14 protein-coding genes are annotated in these 16,133 nt (G+C 63.9%); 10 read left to right on the top strand and 4 right to left on the bottom strand.

The genetic code is table 11. The features are described 5' to 3' along the window. Window positions 1–31 precede the first annotated feature (31 nt). Window positions 32–1,693, top strand: a complete 1,662-nt coding sequence (locus tag BLW71_RS32505) for an amidohydrolase (RefSeq protein WP_091806947.1) — start codon at window positions 32–34, stop codon at window positions 1,691–1,693. Continuing rightward, window positions 1,690–2,619, top strand: a complete 930-nt coding sequence (locus BLW71_RS32500; RefSeq protein ID WP_091806945.1) for a CobW family GTP-binding protein — start codon at window positions 1,690–1,692, stop codon at window positions 2,617–2,619. Before BLW71_RS32505 ends, BLW71_RS32500 begins: the two co-directional genes overlap by 4 nt. 30 nt (window positions 2,620–2,649) lie before the next feature. Here BLW71_RS32500 and BLW71_RS32495 read toward each other — a convergent pair whose 3' ends face one another. Beyond that, complete coding sequence (locus BLW71_RS32495) at window positions 2,650–3,471, bottom strand: LysR substrate-binding domain-containing protein (RefSeq protein WP_177205202.1); 822 nt, start codon at window positions 3,469–3,471, stop codon at window positions 2,650–2,652. Window positions 3,472–3,597: 126 nt separating this feature from the next. On the opposite strand from BLW71_RS32495, the gene BLW71_RS32490 reads away from it, so the two are divergent. The 8 genes from BLW71_RS32490 to BLW71_RS32455 all read left to right on the top strand — a co-directional run bounded on the left by BLW71_RS32490 (window position 3,598) and on the right by BLW71_RS32455 (window position 12,104). Beyond that, window positions 3,598–4,449, top strand: coding sequence for an alpha/beta fold hydrolase (locus tag BLW71_RS32490; protein ID WP_091806943.1), 852 nt, complete (start codon window positions 3,598–3,600; stop codon window positions 4,447–4,449). Between the two features lie 348 nt (window positions 4,450–4,797). Next, a complete protein-coding gene (locus BLW71_RS32485; RefSeq protein WP_091806941.1) occupies window positions 4,798–5,781 on the top strand; it encodes an AraC family transcriptional regulator in 984 nt (327 codons plus the stop codon). Window positions 5,782–5,860: 79 nt separating this feature from the next. After that, window positions 5,861–6,919, top strand: coding sequence for an ABC transporter substrate-binding protein (locus BLW71_RS32480; RefSeq protein ID WP_091806939.1), 1,059 nt, complete (start codon window positions 5,861–5,863; stop codon window positions 6,917–6,919). Between the two features lie 68 nt (window positions 6,920–6,987). Continuing rightward, window positions 6,988–7,791 (top strand): ATP-binding cassette domain-containing protein, encoded by an 804-nt coding sequence (locus BLW71_RS32475; protein WP_091806937.1) that lies wholly within the window; start codon window positions 6,988–6,990, stop codon window positions 7,789–7,791. Between the two features lie 14 nt (window positions 7,792–7,805). After that, on the top strand, window positions 7,806–9,089 hold the full coding sequence (locus BLW71_RS32470) for a sugar ABC transporter permease (RefSeq protein ID WP_218157140.1): 1,284 nt from the start codon (window positions 7,806–7,808) through the stop codon (window positions 9,087–9,089). Between the two features lie 25 nt (window positions 9,090–9,114). Then, a complete protein-coding gene (locus BLW71_RS32465) occupies window positions 9,115–9,843 on the top strand; it encodes an SDR family oxidoreductase (RefSeq protein WP_091806934.1) in 729 nt (242 codons plus the stop codon). Between the two features lie 95 nt (window positions 9,844–9,938). Continuing rightward, window positions 9,939–11,618, top strand: coding sequence for an FGGY-family carbohydrate kinase (locus BLW71_RS32460; protein WP_091806932.1), 1,680 nt, complete (start codon window positions 9,939–9,941; stop codon window positions 11,616–11,618). 84 nt (window positions 11,619–11,702) lie between these two features. Then, window positions 11,703–12,104, top strand: coding sequence for a hypothetical protein (locus BLW71_RS32455; protein ID WP_091806930.1), 402 nt, complete (start codon window positions 11,703–11,705; stop codon window positions 12,102–12,104). A gap of 48 nt (window positions 12,105–12,152) precedes the next feature. On the opposite strand, the gene BLW71_RS32450 is transcribed toward BLW71_RS32455, so the two are convergent. The 3 genes from BLW71_RS32450 to BLW71_RS32440 form a co-directional block, all read right to left on the bottom strand. Continuing rightward, window positions 12,153–13,067: a LysR family transcriptional regulator gene (locus tag BLW71_RS32450; protein WP_091806927.1), complete on the bottom strand. Its 915-nt coding sequence runs from the start codon at window positions 13,065–13,067 to the stop codon at window positions 12,153–12,155. Window positions 13,068–13,373: 306 nt separating this feature from the next. Then, on the bottom strand, window positions 13,374–14,318 hold the full coding sequence (locus tag BLW71_RS32445) for a cupin domain-containing protein (RefSeq protein WP_091806925.1): 945 nt from the start codon (window positions 14,316–14,318) through the stop codon (window positions 13,374–13,376). A 342-nt stretch (window positions 14,319–14,660) separates the two neighbouring features. Beyond that, on the bottom strand, window positions 14,661–16,067 hold the full coding sequence (locus BLW71_RS32440) for a sigma-54 interaction domain-containing protein (protein ID WP_091809136.1): 1,407 nt from the start codon (window positions 16,065–16,067) through the stop codon (window positions 14,661–14,663). Window positions 16,068–16,133: the final 66 nt, after the last annotated feature.

The following is a 16,133-nucleotide window of genomic DNA, read 5'->3' as shown; positions in this document are numbered from 1 at the left end:
ACTGAGCTGAACGAACTTCGATCATAGCCCTATGACTCAACGAGAAGAGAAGCGCCCGACGACCCAGGTGTTCGTCGCGAAGAAAATCGTGACGATGAATCCCATGCAGCCCTACGCGACACACGTCGCGATTCGCGACGGCAGGATCCTCTCGGTTGGCGATGCAGAGGATGTGCAGCAATGGGGCGACGCCGAAATCATCGACACCTTCAACGACAAAGTGTTGATGCCTGGTTTTGTCGAAGGCCATTGCCATCTGATGGAAGGCGCGATGTGGGACGCCGTTTATGTCGGCTACTACGACCGGCGCGGTCCCGATGGCCGGCGCTGGCCGGGCCTGAAGACGCTGGACGCCGTGATCGAACGCCTGCGCGCGGCCCAGGCGGAGATGACGTCCCCAGACGCTGCACTGCTCGCCTGGGGCTTCGATCCCATCTTCTTCGGCACCGCTCGCCTGACCGTGCGGGAACTGGACACGGTGTCCGCCGAGCGGCCCATCGTGATCCTGCATGCGAGCGTTCACTTGATGAACGTCAATTCGGCCATGCTGTCTCGCGCGGGCATCGACGAGGAAACGGATATCGACGGCATCGACAAAGACGACAGCGGCCAGCCGACCGGCGAGTTGCAGGAGTTCGCGGCAATGTTTCCGGTCTACCGCGTGATCGGCTCGGGCCTCTCGATCGCCGCGAGCGAAAGCGCGAACGCCATCTGGAATTTCGGCCGGGTCGCCCAACTCGCGGGCGTGACGACCGCCACCGATCTGGTCAACGACTTCTCCGAACTGGGCAATCGCAACCTGCGCGAAGTCACCGCGAATGCGGATTTTCCGGTGCGCATCGTGCCTGCATTCGCACCGCAACGCAGTCCTGAAGGCGGCGCTCAACAGGTGCTCGCCGCCATGCGGACCGCCACGCCGAAGCTCCAGTTCGGTCCCGTCAAGTTTATCGTCGACGGTTCGATTCAGGGGTTCACCGCGCGCCTGAAATGGCCCGGCTATCTGAACGGCAAGCCCAATGGCTTATGGCTGATTCCGCCGAGCCAGTTCGTCGAGGTGTTCGCGCCGTTTCACGAAGCGGGCCTGCAACTTCACGTTCACACCAACGGCAACGAGGCGACCGAACTCGTGCTCGACGCGTTCGAGCAGCTTCTCGCACGCCATCCGCGCCGCGATCACCGGCATACGCTGCAGCACTGCCAGATGGCCGACGCGAGTCAACTGGCGCGAGCCAAAAGCCTCGGCCTGTGCATCAATTTTTTCTCGAACCACATTTACTACTGGGGCGATGCGCACTATACGCAAACCATGGGTGCGGACCGCGCGAATCGCATGAACGCGGCGGAGTCCGCGCGCCGCCTGGGCATTCCGTTCGCGTTTCATTCCGATGCGCCTATTACGCCGCTGAATCCACTGTTCACCGCGTGGTGCGCTTCGCAGCGCGAGACGTCGTCGGGCCGCGTGCTCGGTGCGAACGAACGCGTGCCGATTGCCGACGCGTTGCGCGCAATCACGCTCGGCGCCGCTTACACGCTGAAAATGGATCATCTGGTGGGCAGTATCGAAGTCGGCAAATTCGCGGATTTCGCGGTGCTCGCGGAAGATCCTGCCGAGGTCACGCCGCAGCGTCTCAAGGAACTGGAAGTGTGGGGCACGGTGCTCGGCGGCCGTATCTTCCAGGCGCCGGCTGGATGAGCGCGATTCCACTTGTCGTTATCGGCGGTTATCTCGGCGCCGGCAAGACGACACTGCTCAACCATGTTCTGAGCAACGCCGGATCGCGGCGCATCACCGTGCTCGTCAATGACTTCGGCTCGATCAATATCGATGCTTCGCTGATTCGCCAGCGCACCGGCGACGTGATCAATCTGGAGAACGGCTGCGTCTGCTGTTCGATCGGCGGCCGGCTGGTCGAGGCGCTGCTCGCCGTGAGTGCGCGCCCCGATACGCCGGATCTGCTGATCATCGAGGCGAGCGGCGTGTCCGACCCGCTCCGCATCGCACAGATCGGCTTGCTCGATCGCGCGTTTCGTCTGGACGGCATCGTCGTGCTCGTGGACGCGGAGCGCATCGAAGCAACGCTGGCCGATCCTTATGTCGGCGACATTGCGCAGCGGCAGATCGAGGGCGCCACGGCCATCGTTTTGAACAAGATGGATCTGCTCGACGGGCCTTCGCGCCAGGCGGTCGCGGAGCGCGTCGAAGCGCTCTCGCGCAGCCGCGTCATGGTGCAGGCGACGCACGCCGCCGTGCCGCCCGGTCTGATCTTCGACCAGCATATGACGCCTGCGCGTGACACCCCCGCGCTATCGCTGCACGCCTCTCCCATGCCGCGAGACTTGTGCAGCTTTTCGTTCGCCACCCAGGCGCTGCTTAACCGGAAGAAGCTCAAGGAAGCGCTGCAAGGTTTTTCGGCGAAGCTGTTGCGCGCGAAGGGGTTCGTCCGTCTGGAGAGTGACGGCGCGTTGCATGAGTTGCATGTGGTCGGCAATCGCGTGATGATCAGCGCGTCCTCTGCCCGGACCAGCGAGGAGTCGCAGATCGTGCTGATCGGCATGTTCGATCCGAAAGACCAGGCGGAGGCGACTGCCGCTCTCAAGGGCGCGGAAATCGCCACGTGATCCCGGAAGCGCAGCAGACCGCCGCTGAATCTACCGCCTCAACTCCGAAACGATCTTCTCCGCCAGAAAATCACACGGCGGTCGCTTCGAAGCGGTGCTGCGCGCCAACACCATTTCGAGCGCCTGAATCTCGGGCAAGCCGTGCGCACGCCCGAGCAACGTGAAATGCGCCGGGACCGCGCATCGCGCGAGGGGGACAATCGCAAGTCCTGCTTCGGCCATCGACAGCAGACCGAGCAGACTCGGGCTTTCATACGAGGTCCGATAGGGAATCTTCGCGCGTTCAAGGCTGCGAATGGCATTTTCCCGCGCCACACTGCCCGGCAGAAACACGGCGATCGGCAGCGGCCGTTCGCGCCAGATTTCATCGGCGCTCGGCGCCGCTGCCCACTCCATCGGCTCGAGCCGGATGAACTCGCCGGACAGGCCCTTCACTCGCGTTGCGCACACCAGATCGACCGAGCCGTCTTTCACCATCGGCGCCAATGCGACACTCGGCAAACCGACCACCTGAATCTCCACCTTCGGATAGCTTGCGGAAAACTTCTTCAGGATCGGCGGCAGCAGCGACGACGCGTAGTCGTCCGGCACGCCGATGCTTACGCGCCCCGTCACGTCAGGCCGCACCACCGCGGCCCATGCTTCCTCGCGCAAGGCGAGCATGCGGCGGGCGTAGGTCAGCAGCACTTCGCCGTCCTGCGTCGGAACCACATTTCTCGGCTTGCGTACGAACAGCGGCTTGCCGAGCGCGCTCTCGAGCGTCTTGATCTGCATGCTCACCGCAGACTGCGAGCGATGCACGACTTCCGCCGCCCGACTGATATTGCCGGTATCGGCGACAGCCACGATCATGGTCATCACGTCCAGGTCGAGCGCTTTCAATGGGCTTGGTATCAGAAAAGTGAATAGATTCGATCAATTTTACGCGATTTTCTAAGACAGTGACATCGGGCATAGTGACCGCAAAGGAGCCAGTCAATGAACGCCCGTACCGATTTCTCAGTGCTTGCCGTACCGGAATTGTCGTTTGCGACCATCGCATCCGGCATCTGCGTGCCGTATGTCGAGTGCGGCGAGGGCGAGCCGCTGGTCTTCGTGCACGGCTCGCTCTGCGACTATCGCTACTGGAGCGCGCAGACCGCGGCGCTGTCGCAGCATTTCCGCTGCATCTCGGTGAGCCTGAGCCACTACTGGCCCGCGAACGAGGCTTGCATTCAGGGCGAGTTCGGCTGGCAAACGCACGTCGCCGAACTGGCCGAGTTCATCGAGGCGATCGGCCTTGCGCCCGTCCATCTGGTCGGCCATTCGCGGGGCGGCTGCGTGGCGTTCCATGTCGCGCGCGACTATCCACGGCTGGTGAAATCGCTGACGCTCGCGGACCCGGGCGGCCCGCTGCAGATCGACGGCATGGCGCAGGCGTCGCTGCCGCCCGCGACCAACGTGCTGCGTGCGCGCGTCGCCGACCTGATCGAGAGCCGCGAAATCGACGCGGGACTGGAGCTTTTCGTCGACTCGGTGAGCGCACCCGGATCATGGCGCAAGAGTCCGGCGTCCTTCCGCACCATGGCGATCGACAATGCGGACGCGCTCCCCAAGCAGTTCCGCGATCCCCTGCCCGCCTATTCCCATGAGGCGGCGCGCGACGTGAAATGCCGGACCTTGCTGATCGACGGGCAGCGCAGCCCCCGCATGTTCCGTAACAACGTCGAGAAGCTCGCTGAATGGATCGGCTATGCGGAGCGGCAAACCATTGCCGGTGCGTCGCACGGCATGAATGTCTCGAATGCCGGCGCGTTCAACCGGCTCCTGCAGGCGTTCGTCAGCTTCTGATTCCATTGCGGATGTTCGCCGACGCGCTCCCCTCGCGTCGGAGCGCGGCTCGCCGCGCACCTCCTCAGCCGATCGCATTTGCCGATCGCATTTGCCGATCGCATTTGCCGATCGCATTTGCCGACGCATTTGCCGATAAAGAGCCGCTCTCCGCGGCCAGCGAACCCGCGCCGTTCTTCCACGCGGCTGCGCTGTACGGACTTACCCGAATGCAATTAAGTATCAGTTTGCGGCCCGATTTTCAGTGGCGGCATCCTCTCAACAGGATTAACTTCCTCTCGTAGCCAGGTGCAATGCGTTGTGCGCGAACCGCGCCCAAAAGAATAGGCCGGCTCAGGAGGAAGACAGATGCACACCACTCTGGGCGCCGCCGCGCATGCGGACGCCCGTTGCGCCAAAATCGTCCCGCCGGATCTCGAACTGGTCGCCGTACGGCGCGATGAGTCGTTCAAGGTCTGGTCGCATGGTTATCCCTATCGCACGGTGCGCTGGCACTTCCATCCTGAATACGAAATTCAGCTGATCACATCGACCACGGGCAAATACTTCGTCGGCGATTACATCGGCAATTTCGCGCCGGGCAATCTCGTGATGGTGGGCTCGAACCTGCCGCACAACTGGGTCAGCAATGTGCCGCGCGGCGATCGGGTGGATGAGCGCTGTCTTATCGTGCAGTTCGATGGCGCGTTCATCGCGCGCGCCATTCAGGCTCTGCCCGAACTCAGGCGCGTGGAGCCATTGCTCGATGCTTCTCGCTGGGGTGTGCTGTTCTCAGCGGAATCGGGCGCCGCCGCCGAGCCGATCATGCGCGAAATGTTGAGCGCGCAAGGCATGCGGCGCATCACGCTGTTTCTCGCGTTGTTCGACCTGCTCGTGCACAGCGTCGAGCCCGCGAAGCTGGCAAGCGCCGCTTATCGCGCCGACCCGGCACGTTATGCCGAAACGCACATCAATCACGTGCTCTCGTATATCGGCAAGAACCTGTCACAAACTTTACGGGAAGCGGAATTGGCCGAACTCTCAGGACAAAGCGTCAGCGCCTTCTCGCGATCTTTCCGCCGGCACACCGGCGTGCCCTTCGTCCAGTACGTGAACCGGCTGCGCGTCAATCTCGCGTGCCAGTTGCTGATGTCAGGCGAGCTGACTATCACCGATATCTGCTACCAGGTCGGATTCAACAACCTCTCGAATTTCAACCGTCAGTTCCTGTTGCTCAAGAACATGTCGCCCTCGCGATGGCGGGCTTATCAGCAACTGAATGCGGCCAGCGCGACCGAATCGTCCGACATCGCGCATGACCGGCGCCTCGCCGGACACGCCCCGCACAACTGACGAACTTCACAAGAAGGCTCACCCAGGCCCAAACACGGCAGCAGCTTCGCCGGAATTTTTCTAAAAACGGAGACATGCGATGACCAGACTTTCGAACCAACTCATCGGCGCCAGCGCCCTGAGCCTGAGCTTGCTGGGCAGCACCGCTGCTTGGGCTGCGCCAAGTGGCACGGTCGCGTTCCTGATGCCCGACCAGGCCTCGACGCGCTACGAGCAACATGACTTCCCCGGTTTCAAGACCGAAATGAGCAAGCTCTGCCCCGACTGCAAGGTGCTCTATCAGAACGCCAACGCCGACGTCGCGACGCAGCAGCAGCAGTTCAACTCGGTGATCGCACAAGGCGCGAAGGTGATCGTGCTCGACCCGGTGGACTCGACGGCCGCGGCGTCGCTCGTCCATATGGCGCAGGGCCAGGGCATCAAGGTCATCGCCTATGACCGGCCGGTGCCCTCCACGCCGGCCAACTACTACGTGTCGTTCGACAACGAAGGCATCGGCAAGGCCATTGCGCAGTCGCTCGTCCAGCACCTGAAAGACACGGGCGTGCCGACCACCAAGGGCGGCGTGCTCGAAGTGAACGGTTCGCCGACCGACGCCGCGGCCGGGCTGATCAAGAAGGGCATCCACGCCGGTTTGCAGGGCAGCGGCTACAAGACGCTGGCCGAGTACGACACGCCGGACTGGGCTCCGCCGAAGGCCCAGCAGTGGGTCAGCGGACAGATCACCCGCTTCGGCTCGCAGATCGTCGGCGTAGTGGCCGCCAACGACGGCACGGGCGGCGGGGCCGTCGCGGCGTTCAAGGCAGCCGGCGTCAATCCGGTGCCGCCGGTGACCGGCAACGACGCGACGATCGCGGGGTTGCAGTTGATCATCGCGGGCGACGAATACAACACGATCCTCAAGCCGAGCGAGATCGTCGCAGCGGCGGCGGCCAAGGTGGCGGTCGGTTTCCTGTCCGGCCAGACACCGAAGGGTGAAACCACGTTGTTCAACACGCCGTCGCAGCTCTTCAAGCCGGCGGTCATTACGGCGAAGAACCTCAAGGCGGAGGTCGTCGACAAGGGCTTCGCGAGCGGCAAGGATCTGTGCACCGACCGCTATGCCGAAGGCTGCAAGAAGCTCGGCATCACGTACTGAGCCGGCGCAAGCCCCGGACGGACCCGGCGCGTGCCGGGTCCGTCAACTCTCCATGAGGTATCCGTCCCATGACTGATCACGCCACAACACGATCCCGGCGCGGCGAACTGGTGCTGAGCCTGCGCGGCGTCTCGAAGCACTTCGGCGCGGTCTCGGCCCTGACGGACATCGAGCTCGACGTGCATGCCGGCGAAGTAGTCGCCCTGGTGGGCGACAACGGCGCCGGCAAATCAACCCTGGTGAAGGTGCTCGCCGGGGTCCATCAACCCAGCACCGGCACCATCACCTTCGGCGGCAAGGAAGTCACGCTGCCCGATCCGGGCGCGGCGCTCGATCTGGGCATCGCCACGGTGTTCCAGGACCTCGCCCTGTGCGAAAACCTGGATGTCGTCGCGAACATCTATCTCGGGCGCGAACTGAATCCGCTGCGCCTCGACGAAGTGGCCATGGAGGTGAAAGCCTGGACGCTTCTGAACGAACTGTCGGCGCGCATTCCCAGCGTGCGCGACGTGGTCGCCTCGCTCTCGGGCGGGCAGCGCCAGACCGTGGCGATCGCGCGCTCGCTGCTGCTGGACCCGAAGCTGATCATGCTCGACGAACCCACGGCGGCGCTGGGCGTGGCCCAAACCGCCGAGGTGCTGAACCTGATCGAGCGGGTGCGCGACCGCGGCCACGCCGTCATCATGATCAGCCACAACATGGAGGACGTCCGCGCCGTCGCGGACCGCATCGTGGTGCTGCGGCTCGGCCGCAACAACGGTGTCTTCTATCCCGACTCGTCGAATCAGGAACTGGTCGCCGCGATCACCGGCGCGACCGAAAACGCCGTGTCGCGCCGCGCCGGCCGGCGCCAGTCCGAGCAGGGTGCCTGAACCAAGGAACCATCATGAGCAATCAAATGCAAGGCGCCCCGCAGCGTGAACCGCAAGGCGAGCCGCAACCGTCCACGCTGCTCGACCGCAGCGATATCCGCGTGAAGCACGCCACCGGGATAGGCGGCACCGTTTCCGAGTTCGTCGAACGGGTGCGCTCGGGCGATCTCGGTTCGTTGCCGGTCGTGGCGGGCCTGATCATCATCTGGACCGTGTTCACCAGCCTGAACCCGGTGTTCCTCTCGGCCGACAACCTGGTCAATCTGCTGTTCGACTGCTCGACGGTGGGCGTGATCTCGCTCGGCATCGTCTGTGTGCTGATGGTGGGACAGATCGACCTCTCGGTCGGCTCGATGAGCGGCTTCGCTTCGGCGCTCGTCGGCATGCTCTGGGTCAATCACGGCTGGCCGGTGCTGCTGGCTATCGTCGCCGCCATCGCCGTCGGCGCGCTGATCGGCGCGTTGTACGCGCTGCTGCTCAACCGGCTCGGCATGCCGAGCTTCGTGGCGACGCTGGCCGGGCTGCTCGCGATCCTCGGCATGCAGTTGTACGTGCTCGGCGCGACCGGTTCGATCAACCTGCCCTACGGTTCGGCGATAGTGAATCTTGGGCAGCTCATCATCATCCCGGCCGTGATTTCGTATCTCCTCGCACTGGCGCCGGGTGCGGTGATGCTGGCGCTCGGGTTGCGCACGCGCGAGCGCCGCCGCGCGTCCCAGCTCTCCGCGCCCTCGGTGGGCAGCCTGCTCGCACGCGCCCTCGCCATTACGGTCCTCCTGGAGGCCGTGGTGGCCTATCTCAACCAGGGGCGAGGCGTCCCGCTGATGTTCGGCGTCTTCCTCGGACTCTCGGTCGCGATGGACTATGCGCTCAAGAGAACCCGCTGGGGTCGCTCGATGCACGCGGTCGGCGGCAATCACGAGGCCGCGCGGCGGGCCGGCATCAAGGTCGGCGCCATCTACACGAGTGCCTTCGTGCTGTGCGCGAGCCTTGCCGCGCTCGGCGGCGTGCTGACCGCGGCGCGGCTCGCCTCGGCCAGTCAACAGGCCGGCAGCGGCGACGTGAACCTGAACGCGATCGCCGCGGCGGTGATCGGCGGCACGAGTCTGTTCGGCGGCCGTGGCAGCGCGTATTCAGCGGTGCTGGGCATCATCGTGATCCAGTCGATCGCCAGCGGCCTGACGCTACTGAACCTGTCGTCCTCGTTGCGCTTCATGATCACCGGCGCGGTGCTGGCGATCGCGGTGATCGTCGACTCGCTTGCCCGGCAGTCCCGCGTCTCGCATGGCCGCGCGTAATTCCAGCAATCCAGGAGAACAGCGAATGACTGAATCCATCAAGGGAAAGGTTGCCGCCATCACGGGCGCGGCATCGGGCATCGGCCTCGAGTGCGCGCGCGTACTGATCGCGGAAGGCGCGAAGGTGGTGCTGATCGACCGTGCCAGGGAGAGACTCGAACAACTTTGCGCGGAACTGGGGCCGAACGCGCTGCCACTGGTGGTGGATCTGCTGCAGCCATCGGAAGTGGACGCGCTGCTGCCATCAATCCTCGCACTCGCGGGCGGCCTCGATATCTTCCATGCGAATGCCGGCGCGTACGTCGGCGGCGATGTGATGGACGGCAATCCGGACGAATGGGACCGCGTGCTGAACCTGAACATCAATGCCGCGTTCCGCTCGGTCCACGCCGTGCTGCCGCACATGGTCGCGCAGAAGTCGGGCGACATTATCTTCACCAGTTCGATCGCCGGAATCGTGCCGGTGGTTTGGGAACCGATCTACACGGCATCCAAATTCGCGGTGCAGGCCTTCGTTCACACGACACGCCGCCAGCTCGCCAAGCATGGCGTGCGGGTCGGCGCGGTGGCGCCCGGCCCGGTCGTGACGGCCCTGCTCGACGACTGGCCGAAAGCGAAGATGGATGAAGCGCTTGCCTCGGGCAGCCTGATGCAGCCCAAAGAGGTCGCCGATGCCGTACTCTTCATGCTGACGCGGCCGGGCAACGTGACCATTCGTGATCTCGTGATCCTGCCGAACAACGTCGATCTGTGAAACGCTCGACCCGGGCGGGCCCGCTGTGGGCCGCCCGCCGTCCTTCAGAAACGCGACCCCTAACCCCTAACGCGATAGTGAGCAGGCAGCAAGCCATGACCTCAGAGAACCCGACTTCCGGCGCGAGTCAAAGATCGACCCACAGTGCGACCCACAGCCCGGCGGACAGCGCGCGCGACGCACGCTATGTCATCGGCGTGGACGTCGGCACGGGGAGTGCCCGGGCCGGACTCTTCGACCTCGCCGGCCGTATGGTGGCGTCGGCCAGGCGTGACATCACGCTGTTCCATGCGAGCGGTTCCATCGTCGAGCAGTCGAGTGGCGAAATCTGGACGGCTGTCTGCGATTCCGTGAAAGACGCGCTGTCGCAGGCCGCCGTGTCGCCGGCTCAGGTCGCCGGGATCGGCTTCGACGCCACCTGTTCGCTCGTCGTGCTCGGCGCGGGCGGTCAGCCATTGCCGGTGGGCCCCTCGGAGCAGGCCGAGCGCGACATCATCGTCTGGATGGATCACCGCGCCGTGGCGCAGGCGGAGCGCATCAACGCGACGGGTCACGAGGTGCTGAACTATGTCGGCGGCAAGATCTCGCCGGAAATGGAGACGCCCAAGCTGCTGTGGCTTCTCGAGAACAGGCCGGGCGTCTTCGCGGCGGCCTGGCAGTTCTTCGATCTGACCGACTTCCTGACCTGGCGCGCAACCGGCGATCTGGCCAGGTCGACCTGCACGGTCACTTGCAAGTGGACCTATCTGGCGCACGAGCGGCGCTGGGACGAGAGCTACTTCCGCAGCGTCGGCCTTGGCGTGCTGGCGGACGAAAGCTTTGCGCGCATCGGCCAGCGAGTCGTCGATCCGGGCACGCCGCTGGGCAGTGGCCTGACCGCGGACGCCGCCGCGCAACTCGGCCTGCGAACCGGAACGCCGGTCGCCACGGGCGTGATCGACGCCCATGCCGGTGGGATCGGCACGGTCGGCGCAGATGGCGACCCCGAGTCCTGTCTCGCCTATGTGTTCGGCACCTCGTCGTGCACGATGACCACGACCCGCAGTCCGGTCTTCGTGCCCGGCGTGTGGGGACCGTATTTTTCGGCGATGGTGCCGGATGCCTGGCTCAACGAGGGCGGCCAATCGGTAGCCGGCGCGGCCATCGAACGACTGCTTGCCATGCATCCCGCGTCTTCCGACGCACGGCTTCGCGCGCAGCGCGAGGGCCAGTCCTTGCCGGCCCTGCTCGCCGCCCTCGCCGTGCAGTCGGCGAATAGTGTGTCAGGCACCGCGTTGCTGGCCGGCGGCCTGCATGTCGTGCCGGAGTTCCTCGGCAACCGTGCTCCGCTGGCCGACCCGCATGCAAGAGCCGTGATTGCGGGCCTTGGAATGGAAGACGACCTGGACAGCCTCGTCGCCCTCTACATTGCGGGCCTGTGCAGCATCGGTTACGGGCTTCGACAGATCATCGAAACGCAGGCCAACGCGGGTGCGCCGATCGAGCGGGTGGTGATCAGCGGCGGCGCTGGGCGGCTCGATCTGGTTCGGCAACTGCTCGCGGATGCAACGGGCAAACCCGTGCTCGCCACGCAGGCGGAAGAGCCCGTGCTGCTGGGTGCCGCCATGCTGGGCGGCGTGGCAGGCGGCCAGTTCGATAACGTGCGCTCGGCAATGGCGAAGATGTCGCAGATCAGCAAGACCTACGAACCGGGCGCGAGCGACATCGCGCAACTGCACGAGGCGCGCTACCGCGCCTTCCTGAAGCTGCAAAGCGTGGCCAGAGAGATCCGCTAGACCTACCCACGGCGACGGTGGCGCCGCGTTGGGCGAGATGCCTTTACAATCCAGCACTTCGATCCGACAACCGTGACATGCGCCATGAAATACCTCCTTGCATCGACACTCGCGGTCGTCATCGCGGCCGCGAGCGCGACGACGAGCGCCGAAACACCCGCGGGTAGCGAGACGCCCAAACTGGAGTGTGCGATCGGGTATGTCACCGGCATCGGTGGCGCGGCACAGAGCTTTCGCGAATACCTGGCGACCCCGGACAGAGACAGATATCGCTTCCTCGCGGACAACCCGATCCAATGCAAGGTCTCCGACGAGGGGCGCGCGTCCGGCTGTACCGGCATCACGAGCCTTCGGAATGAAAAAGTCAGCGTGTACGACGATATCGACAGTACGACGATGGCCGTGGTCGCGCGCGTCGAACTGGACCGGGGAACGTATCCGGTGATTATCGTCGTGCAAAAGAAGGACGTGAAATGCGAGGAGTGATTGCGCTCGCTGTGCGAGGCGCTGACGAATCCGACAGGTCGTGGTGTATCAGTGCGCCTTCTCGCCAAGTTTTTCAGCGAGAAAGTCGATAAACGACCGAACCTTGGACGACACCGTTTTCTTCCTCGGATAAACCGCCCAGATCGAAGCTTCTTCGCGCGACGAACGGATCTCCCAGTCCGGCAATATGCGTGTGAGACGACCGTCGCCAAGTGCTTCGTCCGCCAGCCAGCTGGGCAGTAGGGCGATCCCTCTTCCGGCCAACGTGACTGCAAGCAACGCATCGGTATCGTCGATCGTGAGGCGGCCACTCGCGCTCGCCTTCTGCCACTCGGACGCCGTGTCTGCCCGAGGCCTCATGTACCAGACATTCCCCGCTGTTCGCGAGAACATCAGGCAAGCGTGATCTTTCAGCGCAGCGGGCGTAACGGGTGCGCCGCTCGCCTTCACATACGCCGGCGCCGCGCATGCCAATTCGCGGTGCGGCGCGAGACGGCGGGCCATCAGCGACGAATCCTGCAACGCGCCTATGCGGATGCCCAGATCGACCTGTGACTCGATGAGATTGAGGACGTCGTCCGTGAAGATTGCATCGATATCGATATCGCGATACCGGTCCATGAATTCGCCGATGTGCGGCACGACGTGTTTCCGCCCGAACGAAACGGGCAGCGTCACACGCAACACCCCGGAAGGACTCTGGTTGAGCGACGACGTTGCGTCCTTGGCATCCTTCAACTGAGTGAGCACCTCCGAGACGCGCGAGTAGAACACCTTGCCGCCCTCCGTGAGCGAGAGCCCACGAGTCGACCGGTTAAAAAGCGCAATGCGGAGATCGGCTTCGAGTTCGTTCAAATGTCGCGACGCGGTCGACGTCTTGATGGACAACTCCTGGGCAGCGCGAGTGAGACTACCCAGTTCGGCTGCGCGCACGAATGTCCGGACTGCTGCGAAGTAATCCATGTGGAAATCCAAAGTGGACTGCGGCGGGGCGCGGCGCCCTTCAATCGAGTCTGGGCGTTTCAGCCGGCACGCACTGTCAGTGCAGGGTAGCTTACGATATCAGCCTTCACACCGCCGGCGTGCGTGCTGAACCCGAATTCATTCGCCGGAACAGATGGCAGAAGGCCGAGGCTGCGCCCATGTCGTTTGTGCAAAGCCCTTGGCATGCGATCAGTTCAATGGCGAGCCCGTCACGCACTGGAAGTGCGCGACGGGCTCGCCGAGTACGACGGACAGAGACTTTTCTATTGCTCGATGACAGCCTGCTTATTTGGCAAAGCGGATATCCAGTGCGCGCAAATAAGTTTGCAAGCCGGCGTCCTGAATGGGAATGAGCCGGGCATCTTCGTCCGATTCATTGAAGTGGGCGTGCCAGTATCCCGGCGGCGTCACGAACGCGAGGCCCGGCGCCCAATCGACTCGGGTGGCGTCCGCAATATTGCCCTGCTCGTCCAGTTCCGTGCCGACGAGGCTATAGCATCCCTGCGGACAATCAACGATGAAGTCCAGCGCAATCGACTGATGACGGTGCGGCTTCTGAACCGACTTTCCAGGAAGCAGACCGAACATTGCCCACAGCACGTGCGTCACCGTGCGGGTTTGCGGAAAACTGGCGTTGGCCAGCAGCACGGAAATACGGCTACGAAGCGCGGCGTGCGTATCCTTGGCGACTTTCTGCAGTTCGGCCTCGGCGCGTTCCGCCGGATACAAGGTCGGGGCGAATCGCGGAGAAACCGAATCCACTCCGAGGTAAGTCAGCAATGGCGCGTCGGTGACGTAGTACAACGCGACATCTTCGAGCGCCGAAATCGTGGATTCGATACCGCCGGGCAACGAGAAGAACGCGCCTTGCGTAAATGAAATCGTGTGTCCGCCCTGCACCGCCGATCCCGATCCGCGAATGACATAGAAAATCTGCGATGTGGCCAGCGGGTCCAGTTCGACGCGCTCCCCCTTCAGAATCCGAACGAAGTTGGCGACCAACCCCGGGCCGGTCGCCGGTGCGTCGCAACCCAGTTCCGCTGACAGGTCGAGCGCAACGACGCGAGTCGGACCGTCGGCATACAGGTCAGCGGGGAACGTCTTGAAGGGAACGCGCGAAATCAGTTTTGCGCCAATCGGGTTGGCCGCTTTGGTGTATTCGAAGTATTGCGCGCTATCGGTGACGTTGGTGTCGTCTGCCAGAAGGGCTGCGTCGGTGCGATCAAGCATGTTGTTTCTCCTGAAATCAAGGTTGGCCAGCTCCGCTGTGTTTGCAGCGAAGTCGTGAAATGAATTTACGTTCTGGCAAACCGCGCCGGTAGTGCCCTCGGCGCAAATGAGTTTTCAGGTTTGGGGGCAAGGCAAGCGACCGCGGTTGTGATCTTTTGATGAGGCGAGAGTTGCCTGGCGGGACGCGCGCTGATTGCCGGTTCGCTTCGTGTTTCTCGTGTTGATAGTGCGCCCGGTGGCCGGAATGCCTGGCACAGCGCGCACGCCAGATGGCGTGCATTTGAACCGCCTGCACTGCGCTTTTTCTAAGCCGCGGACGGTCATCGCGCGCAATGCTTTTCTTTAGTGCTCGCCGTTGGAGTCAACCTGGTCGAGAGCCTTCAGCCGCCGGTACAGCGTGCGCTCGCTAATGCCGAGTTGTGCTGCAAGGTCTCTGCGCATCCCCACGAAACCCGCTGCTATGCGGGCCAGTTCGACATCCGTGAGCTTGGTGCGACCAGCAAGGCGTAAGGCCGCATGCTCTGGCCTCGCCGACGGCACCTCGCCCCTGACCATCTCCGGCAGGTGTTCCGGCCGGATCACGCCATCGTCGGCAAGCAGGCTCGCGCGTTCGAGCACATTGCGCAGCTCGCGAATGTTGCCCGGCCAGCGATACGCGCGTAGCAGTGCGAGCGCCTCCGGTGCGACCAAAGTCTTGCGCGGCGCGGTGCCGCGCCCCGAGGCGATGCGTTGCAGCGTCGAATCCACCAGCAATGGAATGTCGTCGGAGCGGTCGCGCAGCGCGGGCAGACGAATCGGGAACGCGCTGATCCGGAAATACAGGTCCGAGCGGAACTGTCCGGCCGCCAGCATCTGCTCAAGGGGCTTGTGCGTCGCGGCGACGAGCCGGAAGTCCGCGCGCTGCGTCTCCACGCTGCCGACGCGGCGAAACGCACCCGTCTCGATGAGACGCAGCAGCTTGACCTGCATCGACAATGGCACATCGCCTATTTCGTCGAGAAACAGAGTCCCGCCCTGGGCCGTCTCGACGAGCCCAGGCTTGCGGTTGACGGCACCGGTGAACGAGCCTTTCTCGTAGCCGAACAATTCGCTTTCGAACAGCGTCTCCGTGATGCCAGAGCAGTCGACCACCACGAACGGCCGTTGTGCCCGATCGCTCGCCTCGTGCAGCGCATGGGCGAACAGTTCCTTGCCCGTGCCGGACTCGCCGAGCAGGAGGACAGGCAACATCGAGGGCGCGACACGCTGCAATGCCGCGATCGCTTCGTTGAACGCAGGTGCGCGTCCCACCAACCCGTCCACGCTTGGCCGCGCGGAGGCGCCGCGCACCGTCGAGAGCCGCTCGACATACGCGACGATCTCGCGCCGCGTGTCGAAGATTGGCCGCAATTCCACGTCCACATGTTCGGGGCCGCGCGGCGTGTGATGGATGTGCAGCACGCGATCCGCGCTGCGGAGTTCGGACGCCCGCTTCATCGGGCAATGCTCGCCGGCCTGGTCGCATGGTACGTCGTAGTGGTGCGATACCTGGTAGCAGCGTCGCCCAACGTGCGGCTGCCCCGCGACGCCGAACTGCCGCCGGTACGCGGTGTTGGCCGCAAGAATGCGGTAGTCCGGGTCGAGCACGATCGAAGGCTGCGGGTCGTATTCCAGATAGGACACGAGAGCGGCAATCTCGGGGGCGCCAGGCTGCGCGGGCACCGCATCAGACGAGGCGTTCGGGACGGATGAAGGCTCGGGCAGGATCATGGTTGCAGACCGGAAATACGTCGAGGAATGAGCACTATACGCGCCGACTGCCATTTCTGCCACGAC

Origin of the sequence: Burkholderia sp. WP9, from assembly GCF_900104795.1 — a bacterium.
Taxonomy (GTDB): Bacteria; Pseudomonadota; Gammaproteobacteria; order Burkholderiales; family Burkholderiaceae; genus Paraburkholderia.
This window is presented reverse-complemented; position numbering and strand designations above follow the sequence as displayed.